This is a genomic window from Sphingomonas sp. ID1715 (genome assembly GCF_013044515.1).
Taxonomy (GTDB): Bacteria; Pseudomonadota; Alphaproteobacteria; order Sphingomonadales; family Sphingomonadaceae; genus Sphingomonas_B.
Map to the genome: position 1 here is coordinate 136,914 of NZ_JABEPR010000004.1, position 20,319 is coordinate 157,232.

Consider the following 20,319-nt stretch of genomic DNA (forward strand, 5'->3'; position numbering starts at 1 on the left):
TCATGCCGATCGTCAGCTATATCTGGGTTGCGCTGGGCAGCGCGATCGGCGGCGTGTTCCGCTTCGGCCTAAGCGGGTTCGTCGGACGCCTCGTCGGCGAGGCGATGCCTTGGGGCACGCTCGTCGTGAACGTGCTCGGCTCATTCGCGATCGGAGCTTTTGCGGGCTTGACCGTTGTTGAGGGGCGCCTTCCGGCGAGCCCCGAATTCCGCACCTTCATCATGGTGGGCCTGTGCGGCGGCTTCACGACCTTCTCGTCCTTCAGCCTGCAGACGCTGGCCCTGCTTGAGGAAGGTGCCTGGGCGCGCGCGGGCGCAAACGTTTTGTTCTCGGTGCTGTTGTGCCTCGCCTCTGTCGCGCTTGGTGCCATGCTCGCCAACTGGTTCAACTCGGCCGGGAGGATCGGATGACTAAAATTCTTGCGCTCATACCCGAAGCGAGTTGCACCCGAGGGTGCCTCGAAGCGGCGGCCGCCGCAGCCCTTGTCGATCCTGGGGCGGAGATCGTCGCGTTCCACGTCAGGGTCGATCCGATGCACATCTATAGCAGCGATGAGGAAGTTGCCTTTCAGCGCCTGCGGGAGTCGCAGGAAGGGACCGCCGAAGCTCGGGCGCGGGACGCCAGGCGCGAGTTCGAGGCATGGCTCGCATCGGCGTCGCCGCAGATCGCGGAGCGCACCCACTTCAAGGAGGCGGTCGGCGCCGAGGAGGAGACGGTGCAGCACGAGAGCGCGGCGGCTCGCCTACTGGTCATGGCGCGGCCCCGCAATCTGGATGGACATGACGCCTTCCATGCCGCCGTTTTCCTCTCCCACAAGCCGCTGCTGTTGGCTCCGGCGCACTGGAAGAACGAGGCCGGAGGGCGGATCGAACGGCACATATTGATCGCCTGGAAGCAAACCGAGCAGGCGCGGCGCGCGGTCGCCGGTGCACTGCCGTGGCTCCGCAAGGCAGACAAGGTCTCGATCCTGACGGTGACGAAGGAAGGCCAGCAGCTCGACACGGCAAAGCTGATTGAGACGCTTGCGGCCGAGCGGGTCGCAGCCGACCTGCTCAGGGCCGAGTCGATCGAAGGTCGCACGAGCAGACGACTGCTGGCCACTGCCGAAGAGCTCGGCGCGAGCAGCCTCGTCATGGGAGCCTATCGCTATGGCTCAATGGTCGAATGGGCGCTCGGCGCGACCACTCGCCGCACGATTGCAGAGACGACAATCCCCTTGTTTCTCGCTCACTGAAAGGAGGAAGCGATGACGGCCATCTGGACCCTCGCGGCGCTCTGGCTGGGACTCGCGCTCATCGCGACGTTGCTTTCGATCTGGCTGCGCATTTCGGCCGCGCTGTCGGAGATCGTCGTCGGCACGATCGCGCAGCTGATCATTGGGGCGTCGCTCGGATCGGCGGTGCTCGGCGCCGGCGAAACATGGGTGCAGTTTCTGGCTGGAGCGGGTGCGATCGTGTTGACCTTCCTGGCCGGCGCCGAGCTCGATCCCGCCGTGTTCCGGTTGAGGTGGAAGGAGGCGGCGGCGGTCGGCCTGATCAGCTTCGCGCTTCCTTTCCTCGGCTGCGCGGCGGCTGCCCATTATCTACTCGGCTGGGGTCTCATGCAGAGCTGGCTGGCCGGCGTCGCCTTATCCACGACATCGGTCGCGGTCGTCTATGCAGTGATGCTCGAGTTCGGCTTCAACGCGACGAGCTACGGCAAGACCGTGCTGGCGGCCTGCTTCGTGACAGACCTTGGGACGGTGCTTGCGCTGGGGCTGATCTTTGCGCCGTTCACGATCAAGACCATCATATTCCTCGTTGTCAGCCTTATCGCCTTCCTGATCATGCCGTGGCTCACTCCGCGCTTCTTCAGGCGCTATGGCGGGCGGCCGTCCGAGCTTGAGACCAAATATCTGCTGCTGGCATTGTTCGGGCTGGGCGCTCTCGCGACCTGGGCGGGGAGCGAAGCTGTGTTGCCCGCTTATTTGATCGGGATGGTTTTGGCCGGCACGGTCGGCAAGGATCACGAGCTGATCAGGCGGCTGCGAACGGTCACATTTGGGCTGCTGACACCCTTCTATTTCATTCGCGCCGGATCCTTCGTGTCCATCCCGGCGCTGGTAGGAGCGCCGTTTGCGTTCATGCTCTTCCTGGCGATCAAGGTGGCGACCAAGATTGTGGGCGTGTATCCGGTCGCGCGCGGCTTCGGCGCGCCGCCGAAGGAAGGCATGTACACGACCCTGCTGATGTCCACCGGCCTCACCTTCGGCACGATTGCCTCGCTCTATGGGCTGTCGCACAAGATCATCGACCAGGCGCAGTATTCGCTGTTGGTCGCGACGGTGATCGGATCGGCGATCCTGCCGACGATCGTCGCGAACGCCTTTTTCCTGCCGCGCCATCTCATACCGAAGACTGAGCCGGCGCGGCCGCCCGCCGCCCCCGCTGTCGTGGAAGCACGCTGACGAATGGCAACCAGCGCCAGAAAAGCGGCTATCCCAAAAACGGTCTGGGCGCTCGGATTCGTCAGCCTGTTTATGGATATTTCCTCCGAAATCATCCACGCGCTGTTGCCGCTGTTTCTGACGGTCACGCTGGGTGCAAGCGTTGCGATGGTCGGGTTGATCGATGGCGTGGCGGAGGCGACTGCCTCGATCTCCAAGGTTTTCTCCGGCTACTTCTCTGACCGCATCGGTCGCCGTAAGCCGCTCATCCTGCTGGGCTACGCCCTCGGCATGATATCGAAGCCGCTATTCCCGCTCGCGAGCAGCGCCGGCCTTGTATTCGGCGCTCGCTTCGCGGACCGGGTCGGCAAAGGCCTGCGGGGCGCGCCGCGCGATGCGCTCGTGGCCGACATCACGCCGCCTGAAATTCGCGGTCGCGCATTTGGCCTGCGACAGGCGCTCGACACTACAGGTGCGTTTATTGGGCCGCTCGTCGCGATCGGGCTCATGGCGCTGTTTGCGGACAATATGCGCCTGGTCTTCGCGCTCGCGATCATTCCAGCCGTCGTCTCGGTGCTGCTAGTTATCGCCGGGGTCGAGGACCGAAAGGTCGGCGGGATGGCTGCTGCAGAAGCTCGCCCGCCGGTCCGGATGACCGACATCCGCCAGCTCGGGCGCGGATTCTGGGCCGTCGTCCTCATCGGATCGGTGTTCACGCTTGCCCGCTTCAGTGAAGCCTTTCTCGTGCTGCGGGCCAGCGGCGCCGGCTTGCCGCTGGCTCTTGCTCCGCTGGTGCTGGTCGTCATGAACATCGCCTATTCGATCAACTCCTATCCGGCGGGTTCATGGGCCGACCGGACAAGCGCACGACGGCCGCTGCTCGCCGGGATTGCGTGCCTTATCCTTGCGGACCTGCTGCTTGCCGCCCCACTTGGCCTTGTCGGGGCGTTCGGCGGCATTGTGCTGTGGGGAGGCCATATGGCGCTCACCCAGGGGCTGCTCGCGAAACTTATTGCGGAAACTGCGCCGAGTCACCTGCGCGGATCGGCCTTCGGTCTGTTCAATCTCATGACCGGCGTGGCGCTTCTCGCCGCGAGCATTCTGGCTGGGATCCTCTGGGATTGGTTCGGCGCGTCCGCCACGTTCTTGGCCGGCGGCGGCTTTGCAGCCGTGAGCGGCTTGGTCCTGGCCGTTGGTTACCGCGATCATTTCAATCTTTCTCGAGACGAGCATTGACAGCCACGCGTGATTCTATATTTCTAATAATATCGAAATCGAGGATTGCGCAATGTTTCAACGCATCAGCCGACTTATCCAGCAGCTGCTGACCGTCAGCGGGCCGCAGTTCTCGCTCTGCTGCCATCGGGACGTAGGGAACCTTCCGCTGGAGATGCTGCGGCGCAACGGTATCCATGCGGGGCGGCTGCGCTGATGGACGCCGCTGCCGTCGTGGGCGCCCTGGGCGCCCTCGCGCAGGAGCATCGCCTTGCGGTGTTCCGCCTGCTGGTTCAGGCCGGTGACGAAGGAATGCCCGCCGGCGCGATCGCCGAGGCGCTCGGCATTCCCAACTCGTCGCTGTCCTTCCATCTCGCCCAGCTCTCGCGCGCAGGGCTGATCCGGCAGGAGCGGCAGAGCCGGTCGCTCATCTACACCGCCGACTATGCCGCGATGAACGCGCTGCTTGGCTACCTCACCGAAAATTGCTGCGCCGGCGCCGCCTGCGCGCCGGATACGACCTGCGGCTCGGAAGCCGCGCACGCTCACGAAAGGAAAACGGCATGAAGCGCCTGCACGTCCACGTTGGAGTCAACGACCTCGACCAGTCGATCGGCTTCTATTCGACCCTGTTCGACGCCGAGCCGACGATCGTGAAGGCGGACTACGCCAAGTGGATGCTGGACGATCCGAGGGTCAATTTCGCGATCTCTTCCGGGCAGCACGCCACCAAGGGCATCGAGCATCTCGGCATGCAGGTAGAGAGCCAGGACGAGCTGGCGGAGATCTATGGGCGCCTCAAGGCCGCCGACCGCCCGATCCTCGAGGAAGGCGCGACGACCTGCTGCTATGCGAAGTCCGAAAAGAGTTGGATCGCCGATCCCCAGGGCGTGGTCTGGGAAGCCTTCTTCACCAGCGGCGAGGCGACCGTCTATGGCGACAGCCCGGCGCTGTCCGCGATTTCCGACAATGCGGGCGAGGCGAGCTGCTGCGTGCCTGTCCTTCCAGCTGCGAAGGTCGGATGCTGTGGATGAGCGTCACCATCTATCACAATCCGGCTTGCGGCACGTCGCGCAATACGCTCGGCCTGATCCGCAACGCCGGCATCGAGCCGGACGTGATCGAATATCTCAAGGACCCGCCGACGCGCGCCGAGCTGGTGTCGCTGATCGAGCGAATGGGCATCGGCCCACGCGACTTGCTGCGCCAGAAAGGCACGCCCTATGCCGAGCTCGGCCTGGAAGATCCGAATCTCACGAATGACCAGCTGATCGACGCGATGATCGAGCATCCCATCCTGATCAACCGGCCAGTCGTCGTGACCCCGCTCGGCGTGAAGCTGTGCCGGCCGTCCGAAGAAGTGCTCGATATCCTGCCGCAGCCGCAACGCGGCGCGTTTCGCAAGGAAGACGGCGAGCTGGTCGTCAACGACACCGGGCGCCGTGTCAGCGGAACGGGAAGCTAGCAGTGGCGACCAAGGCAATCGCGCCCAGCCGCCCCGCGATGTCGACGTTCGAGCGCTACCTCTCCGTCTGGGTGGCGCTCTGCATCGTCGCCGGCATCGCTTTGGGCGGGGCGATCCCTGACGTGTTTGCAGCCATCGCGTCGGCCGAGGTCGCGCGCGTCAACCTGCCCGTCGCGGTGCTGGTCTGGCTGATGATCATCCCGATGCTGTTGAAGATCGACTTCGGCGCGCTCGGGCAGGTACGGCAGCACCTGAAGGGCGTCGGCGTGACGTTGTTCATCAACTGGGCGGTGAAGCCGTTCTCGATGGCGCTGCTCGGCACCGTCTTTATCGGCTGGCTCTTCCGGTCGCTGCTCCCGGCGGATCAGATCGACAGCTATATCGCCGGCCTGATCCTGCTCGCCGCCGCGCCCTGTACGGCAATGGTGTTCGTGTGGTCGAACCTGTGCGACGGCGAGCCGCACTACACGCTGAGTCAGGTCGCGCTCAACGACGTGATCATGGTGTTCGCGTTCGCGCCCCTGGTGGGGCTGCTGCTCGGGGTCGCATCGATCACCGTGCCGTGGGACACGCTGCTGCTGTCGGTGGTGCTCTACATCGTCGTGCCGGTCATCATCGCGCAAGCCGTTCGGCGCATGCAGCTCCGCAGCGGCGGACAGCCCGCTCTGGATCGGCTCCTGAAAGCCCTTGGCCCGGTGTCGCTGACCGCGTTGTTGGCGACGCTGGTGATGCTCTTCGGGTTCCAGGGCGAGGCCATTCTCGGCGAGCCGCTGATCATCCTGCTTCTGGCCGTGCCGATTCTCATCCAAGTCTACTTCAATGCCGGCCTGGCCTATTGGTTGAGCCGCCGCTTCGGAGTTGCCTGGTGCGTGGCCGCCCCGGCCGCGCTGATCGGCGCATCCAACTTCTTTGAGCTCGCCGTTGCCGCTGCGATCAGCCTGTTCGGTCTCAATTCTGGTGCGGCCCTGGCCACCGTTGTTGGCGTACTGGTCGAAGTGCCAGTTATGCTGTCGGTCGTCGCGATCGTGAAGCGGACGCGGCCTTGGTATGAGACTGGCCAGGCCAGTTGATCGTGAGGACCCCCCGATGGAACGCCGAGCAGCCGGTGAAGCGCTTGTTTCGGTCCGGCGACAGCATCGCATCGTAGCAGTGGCTACCATTGAAGTCCGCGGGACCTCCGTCGGCGTCCGGTCTGAAAAGCCTAGTGCCCGCATGTCGAGCGAGTTATTTGTGAAGCGCTGTTGCTGAAGGCGCGGGCGGTTGCTATCCGGTCACATTGTTGGGGAGTAGCTTCCGGCCGGATGCCGGGGCGGCGTCAACATACTCGCGCTTCGGCGCGTGGCGCCCAGCGGGTTTACCCGCCTAGCAAGACCAGCGCGATCCGGGGCCGAGCCGGCCGGACCGGACGCGTTGCGGCTTGCCCGGCGGAGTGTCTCATGACGCCAGCCTCCATTGCCATCCTCGCATTCAGCATGTCCGCAGATGCGTGTGCGGCCGCGGTAGGACGAGGTGCGGTTCATCGGCCACGTGTGAGTCAGTCCGTGCGCGCGGGCGCTGTCTTCGGGGCGATCGAGGCAGTGACGCCGCTGGTCGGCTGGATGCTCGGGCTCACCGCGGCGCGGTTCGTCAGCGCGATCGATCATTGGATTGCGTTCGTGCTGCTGACCGGTATCGGCGGCAAGATGATCGTGGAGGCGCTCGGGCGTAAAGATGCGAATTCCGATCAGGAGACCGTTCGACCATCGTTGGCGGGCCTGATTGCAACCGCCATCGGAACGAGCATCGATGCAGCCGCCGTCGGGGTCACGCTCGCATTCCTCAATGCGAACATTTTCGCCATTGCGCTGGCGATCGGCCTCGCAACCTTCGGCATGTCGACAATCGGGATGCTGATCGGGCGAGCGGTCGGCGCTCGCTTCGGATCGGTCGTCGAGCTGCTTGGAGGCGCAGGACTGATAGCGATCGGCACCAAGATCCTGCTCGAGCACACCGGCGTGATCGGCTGACTAGGCGAGACATTATGCTGTATATGATCCTGAAGGCCGCGATTTCCGGAATCCTGATCGCGATCGTCTCGGCGGTGGCCAAGAAGTATCCTGGCTTCGGTGCCCTAATCGCCTCGCTGCCGCTGGTTTCGGTCCTCGGAATGATCTGGCTCTGGCGAGACAAGCCGGACGTGCCGAACGTGGCGGCACATGCGGAGGCGACGTTCTGGTACGTATTGCCGTCGCTCCCGATGTTCCTGCTGATCCCGGCACTCCTGCGTGCAGGCACTGATTTCTGGATCGCGCTGACGGCCGGGTGTGTGCTTACGGTCATCCTTTACACCATCCTGGCGTGGATCGGCCCGCGCTTTGGGCTGCCGATCTGAGGCGCGATCGGCAGGCTCTTGCGCAGAGTCGCTAAACTGCCCGAAACCTGCGAGAACCTGCGCATGAGAGTGGGCAGATCGTCGGTTGGGCGCAGGAGAGCTTTGCTAGGCTGGGTCGCGACCCTGCTGCCGATCGCCGCAGCGGCTTGTTCGGCCAGTCCGAAGCATCAGGCGAAGACCGAGCAGGAGCTGCACGCCGAAGAACTTTCCGCGGGCGGGCACGATGCCGCGACGCACGAATATCGTTGTCGCGATGGTTCGGTCCTGTTTGTCGACTTCGGTCATGAGGGTTTGTCGATCGAGATCCGAACGGCGCCAGGCTCGTCGCCACTGGTTCTGACTGCACCAAGCCAGGGAACGGACTTTGTCGGCGCCGGCACGCGTGCGACCATGAAGGAACGCGAGCTGCTGCTGGTCGGCCCTGGAGAACGACAGCGCCTCTGCACTCGCACGACGATCGGCTAGCCACCGATTACCAGCCGAGATTGCGACCGGTGCCGGCTGCGCCTTGGTTGTTACCCGGCAATCGGAGATCCGAGCCCGATCACTTCCGGTCGGCCGGTTTTCAGTTCGATCTCAAACGAGACGTTATCGCCGGCGGCGGTCCCGCCAGGAAGATCGTCGCGATACGGAAACAGGGTCTCGCCCGCCGGGATGTTCAGCCGTGGAATGCCCGCATGCCTGATGATGATCGTGCGGCGCACCTCGTCGATGGCAACGATCGTGCCGCTTCCCTTTACACGCGGTAAGCCCCGGTCGTGACCTGATTGCGTGTGACCGAACGGATCCTCGCCCTTGGGGCGTTTGGGTGCGTTGCATCCGCCAACCAGCAGAGCGGCGAGAACGACCGCAGTGCCTGTTCGACCTAAGCACCGCATCGCCCGCAAGGCTGCTCCTTCATTCCGCACCGGCCATTGCTCCGGAGGACGTTTCACGAACCCCGGCTCCCGGAGACTAGGTTCTTTCGCCATGGCCGCAAAGTCGACGGCAGCGTCAGGCGCAGCTGCCAGGCGCGGCCGCGTATGGCGTCCTGCGTGCGTCCGAGCTTTCGGGCGATCTCCACGACAGCTGTGCGGGCCCGGATCAGCCGCACGAGCTCAGCATCCGTGTCCGCATCCCACCGGGTGCCTTGGTTGCGCGGCTGCACCATTTCAGACGATGGCCTCCTCGACCAGCAGCAGGCCCAGAAATCCGACGAAGAACATCGCTGAAATTAGCGGCGTATCGGGCTTCGCATGCGCCTCAACGAGCAGCTCTTCGGTCACGAGGTAGAGCAGCGCCATCAACCCGAACGTCAGGAATGCGGCGACGACGGCGGGCGGTAGCAGGGCGACGGGCGTCGCTACGAGCGTTCCGAGAGGAAGCAGCAGAGCGAGCGCCACCGAGATGACAATCACTCTGGTTTTGGAAGCGAAGGACTCGCCCAACTCATCTGTCACCGTCAGGCCGAGGAACAGCACTTCAAGCGTCAGCGCGATCGTGAGGAGCAAACCGGCCTTCTCGCCGGCGATAAAGGCAAGACCGAGGACTAGCCCATCGACGAAGATGTCGATCCCGATCGCGGCCAGCAGCCCCACCGGGCCGCGCCACCGGCCCTCGAGCGCCTTGATGCCAAGCATCACGATCACGCCAAGCGAACCGCCCACGAATGTCGCGGGAAGCGAAGCCGTGTGCACGATCTGCGGCAGGATCTCGACGGCCGCCGCTGAAAAGACCACGCCGGCGGCAAGGTGCTGGACACCGCTCGTGACCGATGGTCCCGGCTTCCATTGAAGGGTCGCCAGCGCGCCAAGAATGACGGCAGCGACCGGGATCAACGTGTAGAGGAGGCCCGTCATGTCCCGCCTCTTTTCCTGGCCGTCCTAGACAAGGTGGTCGGGCTCCAGCGCGCAGTCGACCGTCAGATCGGTTTCGATCTGGATCGTCGGATGATCGATCCCGAATTTCTGCTTGAGCTCCCGAGCGATGCGGGCGGCGAAGGCGTCTCCAGGATAGGGGCCCGGAACATGAAGGTGCACGGTCAGTGCCGTCTCGGTCGTGCTCATCGGCCAGATATGCAGGTCGTGAATGCCTGCGACGCGCGGCTGTGCGCGCAGATACTCGCCGACCTCGCCGGGCTCGATATCTTCAGGCGCCGCCTGCAGGCTCATATTCACTGAATCTCGAAGCAGGCCCCATGTTCCCACCGCGATCACCGCGACGATGACGAGGCTGACGACGGGATCGACCCAGGTCCAGCCGGTCGCAACGATCAGGAAGCCGGCGACGACGACGCCAGCCGACACGGCAGCGTCCGCCGCCATGTGCAGATAGGCGCCCCGAATGTTGAGGTCGCCCTTGCTGCCGCTCATGAACATGAACGCCGTAGCGCCGTTGATCAGAATGCCGATCGCAGCAACGATCATCACCGTGGTGCCTGCCACGGGTGAAGGCTCGAAGAAGCGCCGCACCGCCTCGACGGCGATGATGCCGATCGCGACCAGCAGGAACAGGGCGTTGAGAAAGGCCGCCAGGATCGACGAGCCACGCAGCCCGTAGGTGTAGCGTCCTTTCGGCCTGCGCCGCGACAGGATCGCGGCAGTCCAGGCGATCAGCAGCCCCAGAACGTCGCTGAGGTTGTGACCGGCATCGGCGAGCAGCGCCATCGAGCCCGAGAGCAGTCCGAATGCCGCCTCGACGACGACGAAGCCGAGATTGAGCGCGGTCCCGATCGCGAAGGCTTTCCCGAAGTGCTTCGGCGCGTGGGAGTGGCCGTGTGCACCGTGGTCGTGGCCGCCATCGTCATGTCCGTGAGCGTGTCCGGCATGATCGTGCGCCGCCATCAGTCGCTCTCCCCGGTCTGACCCAGTTGCCGCGCCGCAGTCCCGCCGATCACCTCGACCGCTTCCAACGTGACCAGCCCGACATCCGGGATGTCGGACAGTTCCGATGCGAACGCCCGCAGCTTTGTTTCCGCGTCTACAATCTCGATGACGACGGCGCGATCGCTTTCGAGAACATGCCGGCGGTGGACGTGCGCCGCCCGGCCGAAGCCGAGCAGCGCCTCCAGGATGGTGACGCCCGCCAGCCCGGCCTCACGGGCACGGCTCGCGATCAGTTCGAAGACCTTGCGGTCGCCGAAATAGGCGGCCTCGTCGGTATAGATCCGAAGCAGCTTGATGGGTTCGGTCATCAGTCTCTCCTCAACTCGCGAGCACCGGTTCCGGGGACGGGTGCAGACCTTCGCCAGGCTTCCGCGGTCCCCAGCGTTCGCCGAGGCCGAGCACCACCATCGAGATGGCCGGCAACACCAGGAGCGTCAGGATCGTTGCCGCCACCAGCCCGCCGATCACGACTGTCGCGAGCGGCTTCTGGACCTCTGCGCCGGTGCCGTGCGCAAGCGCCATCGGAATGAAGCCGATCGCCGGCACGAAGCCGGTCATGATGACCGCGCGCATCTTCTCGGCCATGCCCTCGACGATCGCTTGCGACAGTGCGATCCCGGCATCGATCCGGTCGCGGATCGCGCTCATCACGACCAAGCCGTTCAACACCGCGACGCCGGCGAGGCAGATGAAGCCGACCGCCGCCGACACCGAGAAGGCAATGCCGGTCAGCGCCAGCGTATAGACGCCGCCGGCAAGCCCGAGCGGCACCGCCAGGAACACGGCAACCGCGCGAGCGAATCCGCCCAGTGCCATATAGAGCAGGCCGAAGATTGCAGCGAAGCAGAGTGGCACCACGACCGACAGGCGTTTCGACGCCGCCTGCAGACTCTCGAACTGCCCGCCCCATTCGAGGTAGGAGCCCGGCGGAAGCTGGACCTGGCCGACCTTGCGCTGCGCTTCCTCGACGAAAGAGCCGACATCGCGACCGCGCACGTTCGTCTGGATGACAACGCGCCGCTTGCCGTTTTCCCGGCTAATCTGATTCAGTCCTTCGCTGAACCTGAACTGCGCCACCTGCGCAAGCGGTATCGAGCCGCGCCGCTCTCCGGCTTCTTCGGGCAGCATGACGGGTAGTGCTGCGACCGCGTCGAGGTTCTCGCGCGTCGCCTCGGGCACCCGGATCGTGATCTCGAAGCGCCGGTCGCCCTCGAACAGCATGCCGGCCTCGCGACCGCCCATGGCGGCCGCGACGGTGTCGGCAACGTCTTCGACCGTCAGGCCGTAACGGGCGATGGCGGCACGGTCGAAGCGGACGTCGAGCGTCGGCGAGCCCGCCGTCTGCTCGGCTTTGACGTCAGCGGCCCCAGGAATGGACTGGAGAACCCGGACGATCTGCTGGGCGGTCGCACCCATCTTGTCGAGATCGTCCCCGTAGAGCTTGATCGCGACGTCGCCGCGAACGCCGGCGATCAGTTCGTTGAAGCGAAGCTGGATCGGCTGGCTCATCTCGTAAGTCTGTCCGATCCTCGAATTGGCCTTCGCCTCGATTCGCTCGAGGACGTCGGCCTTCGTATCAACGCCGGCGGGCCAGTCCTCCTTGGGCTTCAGGATGACGAAGCCGTCCGAGATATTCTGCGGCATCGGGTCGGTCGCGACCTCGGCGGTGCCCGTCTTCGAGAACATCAGCGCGACCTCGGGAAGCGACGTGACCGCACGCTCGACGCCCCGCTGCATGGTCAGCGACTGTTCAAGCGAAACCGACGGCACCCGCGTCGAGGCGAGCGCCATGTTCTTCTCGTCCAGCTGCGGAATGAACTCCTGTCCGAGCAGGCCGAAGAGCAGCATGGAAGACAGGAAGAAGCCGAAGCCGGCGGCGATGAAAGGCCATGGCCGATCGACCGCCCTCCGAAGCCAGGGCGCATAGCGGTCCTTGGCCCAGGCGATGAACCGGACCTCCTTTTCGGCGACGCGGCCCCGGATCAGCAAGGCAACCATTGCCGGGACCAGGGTCAGGGCCAGGATGAAGGCCGCGCCGAGTGCCAGCATGATCGTGATCGCCATTGGTGAGAAGGTCTTGCCCTCGACGCCGGTGAACATCAGCAGCGGTGCGAACGCGAGCAGGATGATCGCCTGGCCGAAAACGGTTGGCCGGATCATCTCCTGCGAGGCGCGCAGGGTCTCCTCCAGCCGTTCGCGAAGGGTCAGAAGCCTGCCTTCATGCTCCTGACGGTGAGCCAGTCGGGCAAGGCAGTTTTCGATGATGATCACGGCCCCGTCCACGATCAGGCCGAAGTCGAGCGCGCCAAGGCTCATCAGGTTCCCGGGCACGCCAAACGCGTTCATGCCGATCGCCATCATCAGGAACGAAAACGGGATGATCAGCACGGCGATGATCGCGGCCCGTGCGTTGCCGAGCAGCAGGAATAGCGACGCGGCCACCAGAATGGCGCCTTCGGTCAGGTTGCGCTGGACCGTCTCGACCGTCGCATTGACCAGCTTCGAGCGGTCGAGCACCGGCGTCACCGTGACGCCGGCCGGGAGCGATTTTGCGATCTGGTCGAGCTTGTCGCCGGCCGATTGCGCGACGACGCGGCTGTTTTCACCGATCAGCATCAGCACGGTGCCGATCACGGCCTCGTGGCCGTTGAGGCTTGCCGCGCCGGTGCGAAGCTCGCCGCCGACCTTCACGGTGGCGACGTCCTTGACGGCGACCGGCAGGCCGCCGCGCGTGGCGACGATTGCGTCGGCGATTTCGTCGATGTCGCGGACCCGCGCGTCCGCGCGCACCAGAAACGCTTCGCCGCCCCGGCTGAAGTAGTTGGCGCCGACCGCGAGGTTTGCCGCCTCGAGCGCCTTGGCGAGCTCCGCATAAGAGATTTCGTATGAGGTGAGCTTAACCGGATCGGGCTCGACGACATATTGCTTGGCGTAGCCCCCGATCGAGTCGACGCCCGCGACGCCGGTGACGGTTCGAAGTTGCGGCCGGATGATCCAGTCCTGGACCGTGCGCAGATAGGCCGCGCGCGCGACTTCGTCGATCAGGCGGTCGCCTTCGGGCGTCAGAAAACTGCCGTCCGATTGCCAACCGGGCCGTCCGTTCCGGATCCTCGCTCCCTTTCCGGCGGGGTTTGCGAAATCGACCGAATACATCAGCACTTCGCCTAGGCCGGTCGTAACCGGCCCGATCTGCGGCTGGACGCCGTCAGGCAGCGTGTCGCGCGCCTGGGTCAGCCGCTCACTCACCTGCTGGCGGGCGAAATAGAGGTCGGTCGAATCCTTGAAGATCGCCGTCACCTGGCTGAAGCCGTTGCGCGATAGCGAACGGGTCGTCTCCAGCCCGGGAATGCCGGCCAGCGCGGTCTCGATCGGGAAGGTCACGCGCTTTTCCATCTCGACCGGCGACAGGCCTCGGTCGATGGTGTTGATCTGGACCTGCTTGTTGGTGATGTCGGGGACGGCATCGATCGGCAGCTTGGTCAACTGCCATGCGCCGATGCCGGCGACGATCAGGAAGAGGAAGAGCACCGCCCAGCGCGCGCGGACGGAGAGCGCCATCAGATTCGCGATCATGGCCTATTCCTCCTCGCCCGCGCCCTTGCCGAGCTCGGCCTTGAGCAGGAATGCGTTGATGGTCGCGATCGTCTGACCCGGCGCGAGACCGGAGACGATCTCGATTCGTCCGGCGCTGCGCTCGCCCGTGCGAACCGGCGCGGCCTTGAAGCCCTGGGCGGTCCGCACGAATACCACATCCTGACCGTTGAGAGATTGCACGGCTTCTTCCGGCACAACGATCGCGCCCGAGCGCTCACCCTGCGTCGGCACGATCCTGGCACGGACGGCGAGGCCGGGCGTAAGACTGCCGCCCTCGACATCGAGGACGGCGGTCGCAGTGCGCGTTTCGCCACGCAGGGACGGCGTCACTGCGCGCACGCGTGCATTCACCGTCCGCCCGTCGGGAAGCTCGACAATGGCGCGGTCGCCCGGCTGCACTCGCTGGGCATTAGCCGGGCTGATCGCCGCCTCGACCTGGATCAGGCGCGGGTTCGCGACGCGAAAGAGCTCGGCTTCAGGCTGGACGAAGGCGCCGAGCGTCACGTTTTCCGACGTGACCCGGCCGGCGATCTGGCTGGCAACGACGACGCCACGTCCGTCACGCGTCACATTTGCGGCGCCGGCCGCGACCTGAGCACGTCGGGCTTCCGCCGCCGCTGCTGCGGCTTCCGCCTGCGCACGCTCCAGATCGACGCGAGCGGAGACCTTCTGATCATAGAGGTAGCGTTCGCGGGCAAGCGACTTCTGCGCCAGGTTCGCGCGCGCGGCAGCGGCTGTCCGATCCGCCGCGATCTGCGCTGCATCACGGCTTTCGACGATCGCGAGCGCTTCGCCGGCCGCGACCGGATCGCCGAGCCGCTTGAACACGCGCGTGACTGCGCCTGCCGCGCGGGCGGTGATGACCGCTTCGCCTTGGGGCGAGGCAGTGACGGTCGCTTGCGAAATGATCTCCGCGCCGAGACCGCCAGGGTTGATGGCCTCGGTTGCGATCCCGGCATCCTGGATCGCGGCGGGGCTCATCGTCACAGCGTTAGGCGCCGCTTCGGCCTTCTCCTCCGGCGCATCCGTCTGCGCCGTTTCGGCGGTAGTCGGTGCATCCATGGTCCAGCGCGCGACCGTGAAGCCGCCGGCAGCGGCGACCAGCACCGCTGCCGCGACGCCACCGAGCAGCCGCTTGTCGTCAAAATTCATCGATTATCTCCGGAGAGTTGGGGCGCCGGGACAGTCAGCCGTTCAAGGCGAGCGGTGGCGTCGTGATAGGTTTGGAGCGCCTGGGTTGCGGCGGCGCGTGTCTCGGCGAGCGTGCGTTCGGCTTCGAGCAGCTGGAGCTGATCGAACTTGCCTTGGCCGTAGCCGATCCGCGCGATCCGAGCGGCTTCGAGCGCCGCAGAGAGACCGGGGCCAGTCGTCGCGCGAGCGGTCGCCGCTGCGTTGGCGAGGTCCGTCTCGGCCTGCGCGATCTCTCGTTCGGCCTCTAGCCGCGCAAGCCGGCGGCGCGCTTCGGCCTGGTTCTGCTCGGCGCGCGCCTGCCCGACTGCCGCTTGGCCATTGTTGAACAGCGGGATCGGAATGGAGACGCCAACAACCGCTGCGGTGTCGTTGCTCGCGCTGAGACGCCGGGCCCCTGCGCTCACAGTCAGGTCAGGCACCCGCTGGGCACGGGCAAGCCGCACCTGTGCGTTCGCAGTCGCGAGGTCGGCGCTGGCCGCCGCGAGCGCTAGGGTTCTGTCGGCGCTGATCGCCGGCTGCGGTCCTGTCGCCGGCAGACGTTCGAACCAGGTGAGGTCGAGGCCGCCGGGAAACGGCCGCCCAGTCAGCCTGGCCAGATTGACCCTGGACAGCTCGACCGTGCGCCGGGCGCTCTCGAGTGCGGCTGCCGCGTTTACCTGGGCGACGGTTGCCCGCTGTTGATCGATCGGCGACGCGGCTCCGACATCCACGCGGTCGGTCGCGTTCTTGAGGTTCTGCGCGGCGATTCGGGCCTGGTCTTCGGCGATGGCGAGCCGCCGCTCGGCCGCCGCCGCTTCGGTGAATGCCTGGGTGACGCGCAGGCGAAGGTCGGCGAGCGCGATCGCCGCCTCGATCCGGGCACGGTCGGTTCTGGCGTCCGCAACCGCGACCCGGGCCGAGCGCTTGCCGCCAAGTTCGAGCGGCAGGGCGACGCCGACCGTGGTTTCCGCGCTGGACAGGCCGCGAAAGTCGCCGGTCCCGGCGATATTCTCGGACTGGACTTCCAAGGTCGGATTCGGGCGAAGCCCGGCGACGGTTCTGGCGGCCTCGGCGGCGCGCACGCCGGCCGTGGCCACTTCGGTCGAGGGCGAGGTTGCGCCGGCCTGAGCCAGCGCGTCCTCAAGCGTGAGGACGGCCCCAGCTTCCGCCGGTGGCGGTGTTTGCGCCTGCGCGATGGCTGCACAGGACGCCGCAGCCAAAGCGGCCGCGAACAATCGATACATTCGATAGACTCCTGACGTGACGACGGAGCCCGCGCGGGCGCGCGGGATCAGGCGTGGACGTCAGGCGATTGGTGGTCTGAGCGCGGCTTGCTTCAGCGCGGATGGATGTTCCGCTTCCTTGACCGCGATGAAGCGGCTTGGAGGCCGCACGGCCTCGATCGAGGCGCCGCCGGTATCCGGCACCGCCACGTGATGACCGTGGCATCCGCCATGGTGGTGCGGCACGGCTCTGTCGGCGTCAGCCGGCACCTGATCGCCATCCCCTTCGTAGTGGGAAATGCTTTCGCCCGTTGTCGTATCGGCGCAGAGGACTGGCTCCGCTGCGTGCGCGATCGTGCTCATCCCCAGGGTGAGGACCAGCATCATCGCGACGATCGAGGCCAGCAGGCGACGCATGGCGGCGGGGCTTAGCAGCTAAATCCGGGAAAGGGGAGCATCTGTCCGCTCTCCTTCCGATTCGGGGCTTCGGAGCTCGCCCACCGCCTGGACGATGATCTGAACGCCTCCGGTGAGGCCGAGCATCGCCATGATCCCGGCAACGATCAGGTCTGGCCAGGCGGTTCCGGTCCCGAACACACCGGCTGCCGCGAGCACGACCGCGATGTTGCCGATGGCGTCGTTGCGCGAGCAGATCCAGACCGAGCGCATGTTCGCGTCGCCCGTGCGGAAGCGATAGAGCATCATGGCGACGACGCCATTGGCTACGAGCGCGAGCAGGCCAACGATGCCCATCACCTCGGCTTCGGGCGTGCGGCCGTTCCAGATCGCCCAGACGGTGGACAGGAAGACGTAGAGGCCCAGCAGGGCCAGCGAACCGCCTTTCAGCAGCGCAGCCCTGGCTCGCCAGCCGATCGCCATTCCGGCCACGCCGAGGCTGATGGCGTAGTTCGCTGAGTCGCCGAGGAAGTCGAGCGCGTCGGCCTGCAGTGCCTTGGATCCCGCAGCGGCGCCCGCCACGATCTCGCCCGCGAACATCACGGCGTTGATGATAAGCGCAATCCAGAGCGCACGCCGCCACCGCGGATCATTGAGCCCGCCCTTCGATTCAGATGCACAACTGCTGCAGGCCATTTGGCTACCTCGAATTCGCGACCCGGGCTGCCCATATGCACCTTGTAGTCGCTACAGGGTCAAGAGCCGAGCAGGAGAGAAATCGTTGCAGCTGAAAATTGGGGAGCTGGCGCGGCGGACCGGCATCAAGGCGGAGACAGTCCGGTGGTACGAAAAGATCGGACTGATTGACCCGCCTATGCGGACCGGCTCGAATTATCGCGCCTATGACCGGGACGCGCTCGCGCGCTTGTCTTCGTGCGGCGAGCACGCGATTTGGGTTTCTCGCTGGACCAGATCCGTGCCCTGCTCGACCTTGCGAGCAACCGTGAGCGCGATTGCGCAGCAATCGACCAGATTGCGCGCGTGCATCTCGACGAGGTCGAGCGGAAGCTAAACGACCTGGCCATTCTCCATCGCGAACTGAGTTCATTGATTGCGTCGTGCAGCGGCGGATCGGTCGCGGAGTGCCGCATCGTCGAAGGATTGGGTGCGTAAGCACCCGGTCGGCCCTTTGGTTAGCCTCCGAACAGCCTTCGGACCGCTTCGTCAGCGCCTGACTCGAAACATTTCCCGTGACTGAGCAGGAGCCGTTGCGGGTTCCATTGCCGAAGCGTCGCCCGCACAGCGGCCGCCTTGCGGCGGTGAAGGAGCCACGGCAGGCGCATACCGAAAAACAGTCCTCCGCGAGGAGCATGCATGCGGCTGATTTTGGTGGCGGTCCGCCACGGCTCCGGCATCTTCTGAAGCTCGATGTTGATGATCGCGTCGGTCACGATCAGCGTACTCGATGCCCGATGAAAGAAGAGGAATTCTTTGAAATAGCCGCCCGGGAAGAGCGTCTGGTCCAAGTCGGGCTCCCATTCCTCGGGCGGCTTGTCGCCGAGGTCTCGCACAAACATCACATTGGCGCGTCGGGCACACGCCCGCCGGCGGACCCCCGGTGAAGCCCATGTGATGGCGTCGGGAAAGGCGCGGGCCCATTCGGCGATATGGGCATAATGAAACTGATTTGGGGAGACGAGATGCCGGATCTTACCCAGGCCCCGCAATTCATCCGCCAAAGCCCTGTCGAACCTGATCGGCGAATGAAGGAGGAGTTCGCCATTGGAGAGGAGAACGACCGTCATCCGCGTGGTGAAGGGCAACGGCAATATCACGCCTGCAATGACCAGATGCTCGATGGGCCCGTCTACGATGCCGATGCCCGAGGCGATCGGCTTGTAGACATTGATAGGCTCGTAGAGCGCCGTAGGCACAGCCAACCTCCCCGGAACTCCCCGCGGTCGCTTGTTTATGTCCCGTCGGCGACTTCATCAAATCCTTGCCGTCATGGTCGCGTGGATTCCGCCGAACCAGTTGGTGAGGCTGATCGAGAGGTTTCGGCTCGGCACGACATGCATAGCGTCGTCCCGGGACGGTCTTTAGGTCGATTCTGGAGTAGCTGTACCAGGCCCGCTTCATCGCCACCTGAGGATTGGCCAACCGCGCGACTGCGCCAGCCGGCGAAGGCGCTTGGAAGGATTGATTGCGATTGCCTCATCCGCCCATTCGAAGGTCGGCTGATCTGAAATATGGTCGGAAAAGAAGCGGATATGAACGGCTTGGCGTTCTATCGAGCACGTCCTCAGGTGATCCGCCAACATGTCACGTTTTGCGGGGCCATAGCAGTTCTCGCCATCAATGGCGGCGATCAGCACGTCCTTGTCCCACATCGAACGGGTGGCGATCACGTCGTGCACTCCAAGCGCGGCGACGAGTGCGTTTGCGTAGACGGAGTTGGCAGCCGTGGCGACGATCACTCGCCGGCCTTCGAAGCGCTCGCGCCGAATCCTCGCGCGAGCATCGGCATGGAATCCGCCTTTCTCCGCGCGAGCGGCAAAATCGCGCGCAACTTGGCGAATGGCATCCGCCTGAACATGGCGGCCCAGCAGAAGGCGGTGTTCGATCTCTTTTAGACGTTTGCGCGAAAGCAGACCTGTCGCATAGGCGAGCATCGAACCGAGCACTGCCGGCACCAGCAGCGTGCGCCAAGGCGCGAGCCGACAAGCCGCGAAGAGCAAAAAGCCGGTATAGGTCGGCCTGCGGGTGAGCGTTCGGTCCAGATCGAAGACGGACCAGTGGTGCTGAGGGGAAAGCACTGTGCTGGGTGTTTGTGATCTCACGTGACTTCGGCCCCGAAGCACAAGGGGATCGAACGATCCATCAACCCGACCAGATGCGGAGGGCGTTCTCCACGGCCCGTCAGCGGCACGAACATCGCCCAGCCAAGCGAGCAGCGCTCGATTCCGCCATCCAGCTTCTTGGTATAGACGAGCACTTGCTCCTGCGCGAAACTGGGCCCGATGGGCATAACGAGACGCCCTCCGGGCTTCAGTTGCTGGAGCAGCGGCGCCGGAACCTCCGCCGCGCCGGCCGCTACGACGATGCCGTCGAACGGGGCATGTTCGGGCCAGCCCTGGAAACCATCGCCTGCCCGCACATTGATGTTGCGATAGCGCAGTCGGCGCAAGCGCCGCGCTGCATCGCGCGCGAGCGGCGCGACGATTTCAATCGACGATACGCGTCGCGCGAGCGGCGACAGGATGGCGGCCTGGTAGCCGGACCCGGTTCCGACATCGAGCACTTCGGCGTTGGGCGGAAGGCGGAGCGCCGCGGTCATCACTGCGACGATGTAGGCGTCGGAAATCGTCTGTTCGTAGCCGATCGGCAGGGGCGTCAACTGATAGGCACGTTGGCGGAGCGCGTGTGGCACGAACGCCTCACGCGGGACCTGAGCAACCACCGCAAGCACGCGCCGCAGTTCGTCATTGTCGGCTGCCGGAGCGTCGTCGCGCACGATCGCTTCGATTCTTGCGACCATGGCCAGGCGCAACGGCTTGAACCGGCCCGATGCCATCGCGCCAGTCATGCTGACAAGC

At 65.2% G+C, this 20,319-nt stretch carries 25 protein-coding genes and 1 pseudogene; 14 read left to right on the forward strand and 12 right to left on the reverse strand.

Features of this window, described 5'->3' with window-relative positions:
- Positions 1 to 2: 2 nt before the first annotated feature.
- The 12 genes from crcB (at position 3) to HJG53_RS12340 (ending at position 7,941) form a co-directional block, all read left to right on the forward strand.
- Positions 3 to 410, forward strand: a complete 408-nt coding sequence (crcB, locus tag HJG53_RS12285) for a fluoride efflux transporter CrcB (protein WP_217352812.1) — start codon at positions 3 to 5, stop codon at positions 408 to 410.
- Complete coding sequence (locus HJG53_RS12290; RefSeq protein ID WP_171130987.1) at positions 407 to 1,234, forward strand: universal stress protein; 828 nt, start codon at positions 407 to 409, stop codon at positions 1,232 to 1,234. The genes crcB and HJG53_RS12290 overlap by 4 nt, the downstream gene beginning before the upstream one ends.
- Before the next feature lie 12 nt (positions 1,235 to 1,246).
- Entirely contained in the window at positions 1,247 to 2,446 is a 1,200-nt protein-coding gene (locus HJG53_RS12295) for a cation:proton antiporter (protein ID WP_171130989.1), read from the forward strand.
- 3 nt (positions 2,447 to 2,449) lie between these two features.
- Positions 2,450 to 3,661: an MFS transporter gene (locus HJG53_RS12300; protein ID WP_171130991.1), complete on the forward strand. Its 1,212-nt coding sequence runs from the start codon at positions 2,450 to 2,452 to the stop codon at positions 3,659 to 3,661.
- 52 nt (positions 3,662 to 3,713) lie between these two features.
- Entirely contained in the window at positions 3,714 to 3,857 is a 144-nt protein-coding gene (locus tag HJG53_RS12305) for a hypothetical protein (RefSeq protein WP_171130993.1), read from the forward strand.
- Positions 3,857 to 4,207 carry a helix-turn-helix transcriptional regulator gene (locus tag HJG53_RS12310; protein WP_171130995.1) on the forward strand — a complete coding sequence of 117 codons (351 nt, stop codon included), beginning with the start codon at positions 3,857 to 3,859 and terminating at the stop codon, positions 4,205 to 4,207. Before HJG53_RS12305 ends, HJG53_RS12310 begins: the two co-directional genes overlap by 1 nt.
- Positions 4,204 to 4,674 carry an ArsI/CadI family heavy metal resistance metalloenzyme gene (locus HJG53_RS12315; RefSeq protein ID WP_171130997.1) on the forward strand — a complete coding sequence of 157 codons (471 nt, stop codon included), beginning with the start codon at positions 4,204 to 4,206 and terminating at the stop codon, positions 4,672 to 4,674. The genes HJG53_RS12310 and HJG53_RS12315 overlap by 4 nt, the downstream gene beginning before the upstream one ends.
- Positions 4,662 to 5,105: an arsenate reductase (glutaredoxin) gene (gene arsC, locus HJG53_RS12320; RefSeq protein WP_217352813.1), complete on the forward strand. Its 444-nt coding sequence runs from the start codon at positions 4,662 to 4,664 to the stop codon at positions 5,103 to 5,105. Before HJG53_RS12315 ends, arsC begins: the two co-directional genes overlap by 13 nt.
- Positions 5,106 to 5,143: 38 nt before the next feature.
- Positions 5,144 to 6,175 (forward strand): ACR3 family arsenite efflux transporter, encoded by a 1,032-nt coding sequence (arsB, locus tag HJG53_RS12325; RefSeq protein WP_171131217.1) that lies wholly within the window; start codon positions 5,144 to 5,146, stop codon positions 6,173 to 6,175.
- 402 nt (positions 6,176 to 6,577) lie between these two features.
- Positions 6,578 to 7,111, forward strand: coding sequence for a manganese efflux pump MntP family protein (locus HJG53_RS12330; protein WP_254447726.1), 534 nt, complete (start codon positions 6,578 to 6,580; stop codon positions 7,109 to 7,111).
- Between the two features lie 14 nt (positions 7,112 to 7,125).
- The gene (locus tag HJG53_RS12335; protein ID WP_171131003.1) at positions 7,126 to 7,476 is read left to right on the forward strand and encodes a DUF3147 family protein; all 351 of its coding nucleotides are present in this window, start codon (positions 7,126 to 7,128) and stop codon (positions 7,474 to 7,476) included.
- Between the two features lie 102 nt (positions 7,477 to 7,578).
- Entirely contained in the window at positions 7,579 to 7,941 is a 363-nt protein-coding gene (locus tag HJG53_RS12340; protein ID WP_171131005.1) for a hypothetical protein, read from the forward strand.
- A gap of 50 nt (positions 7,942 to 7,991) precedes the next feature.
- Here HJG53_RS12340 and HJG53_RS12345 read toward each other — a convergent pair whose 3' ends face one another.
- The 9 genes from HJG53_RS12345 to HJG53_RS12385 form a co-directional block, all read right to left on the reverse strand.
- A complete protein-coding gene (locus HJG53_RS12345; RefSeq protein ID WP_254447753.1) occupies positions 7,992 to 8,354 on the reverse strand; it encodes a copper-binding protein in 363 nt (120 codons plus the stop codon).
- A gap of 273 nt (positions 8,355 to 8,627) precedes the next feature.
- Positions 8,628 to 9,314, reverse strand: coding sequence for a ZIP family metal transporter (locus HJG53_RS12350; protein WP_171131009.1), 687 nt, complete (start codon positions 9,312 to 9,314; stop codon positions 8,628 to 8,630).
- 24 nt (positions 9,315 to 9,338) lie between these two features.
- Complete coding sequence (locus HJG53_RS12355; protein ID WP_171131011.1) at positions 9,339 to 10,298, reverse strand: cation diffusion facilitator family transporter; 960 nt, start codon at positions 10,296 to 10,298, stop codon at positions 9,339 to 9,341.
- A complete protein-coding gene (locus HJG53_RS12360; RefSeq protein WP_171131013.1) occupies positions 10,298 to 10,648 on the reverse strand; it encodes a DUF190 domain-containing protein in 351 nt (116 codons plus the stop codon). The genes HJG53_RS12355 and HJG53_RS12360 overlap by 1 nt, the downstream gene beginning before the upstream one ends.
- A 10-nt stretch (positions 10,649 to 10,658) precedes the next feature.
- Positions 10,659 to 13,913 (reverse strand): efflux RND transporter permease subunit, encoded by a 3,255-nt coding sequence (locus HJG53_RS12365; protein ID WP_171131015.1) that lies wholly within the window; start codon positions 13,911 to 13,913, stop codon positions 10,659 to 10,661.
- Positions 13,914 to 13,916: 3 nt separating this feature from the next.
- Positions 13,917 to 15,086, reverse strand: coding sequence for an efflux RND transporter periplasmic adaptor subunit (locus HJG53_RS12370; RefSeq protein ID WP_171131017.1), 1,170 nt, complete (start codon positions 15,084 to 15,086; stop codon positions 13,917 to 13,919).
- A complete protein-coding gene (locus tag HJG53_RS12375) occupies positions 15,083 to 16,348 on the reverse strand; it encodes a TolC family protein (RefSeq protein ID WP_171131019.1) in 1,266 nt (421 codons plus the stop codon). Before HJG53_RS12375 ends, HJG53_RS12370 begins: the two co-directional genes overlap by 4 nt.
- 60 nt (positions 16,349 to 16,408) lie before the next feature.
- Complete coding sequence (locus HJG53_RS12380; protein ID WP_171131021.1) at positions 16,409 to 16,744, reverse strand: hypothetical protein; 336 nt, start codon at positions 16,742 to 16,744, stop codon at positions 16,409 to 16,411.
- An 18-nt stretch (positions 16,745 to 16,762) separates the two neighbouring features.
- Positions 16,763 to 17,419, reverse strand: coding sequence for a cation transporter (locus tag HJG53_RS12385; RefSeq protein WP_171131023.1), 657 nt, complete (start codon positions 17,417 to 17,419; stop codon positions 16,763 to 16,765).
- Here HJG53_RS12385 and HJG53_RS19165 point away from each other — a divergent pair.
- Together HJG53_RS19165 and HJG53_RS19170 are read left to right on the forward strand one after the other, a co-directional pair.
- Positions 17,334 to 17,594, forward strand: a pseudogene (locus tag HJG53_RS19165) (MerR family DNA-binding transcriptional regulator); the annotation flags it as partial. The gene HJG53_RS12385 and the pseudogene HJG53_RS19165 overlap by 86 nt on opposite strands.
- 80 nt (positions 17,595 to 17,674) lie before the next feature.
- Positions 17,675 to 17,896: a MerR family DNA-binding protein gene (locus HJG53_RS19170; RefSeq protein WP_368039573.1), complete on the forward strand. Its 222-nt coding sequence runs from the start codon at positions 17,675 to 17,677 to the stop codon at positions 17,894 to 17,896.
- Between the two features lie 20 nt (positions 17,897 to 17,916).
- On the opposite strand, the gene HJG53_RS12395 is transcribed toward HJG53_RS19170, so the two are convergent.
- From HJG53_RS12395 to HJG53_RS12405, 3 genes are all read right to left on the reverse strand, one after another.
- On the reverse strand, positions 17,917 to 18,657 hold the full coding sequence (locus tag HJG53_RS12395; protein ID WP_171131025.1) for a DUF4336 domain-containing protein: 741 nt from the start codon (positions 18,655 to 18,657) through the stop codon (positions 17,917 to 17,919).
- Positions 18,658 to 18,858: 201 nt separating this feature from the next.
- Complete coding sequence (locus HJG53_RS12400) at positions 18,859 to 19,563, reverse strand: HAD family hydrolase (RefSeq protein ID WP_368039579.1); 705 nt, start codon at positions 19,561 to 19,563, stop codon at positions 18,859 to 18,861.
- Positions 19,560 to 20,309 carry a protein-L-isoaspartate(D-aspartate) O-methyltransferase gene (locus HJG53_RS12405; protein WP_171131027.1) on the reverse strand — a complete coding sequence of 250 codons (750 nt, stop codon included), beginning with the start codon at positions 20,307 to 20,309 and terminating at the stop codon, positions 19,560 to 19,562. Before HJG53_RS12405 ends, HJG53_RS12400 begins: the two co-directional genes overlap by 4 nt.
- Between the last annotated feature and the right edge of the window lie 10 nt (positions 20,310 to 20,319).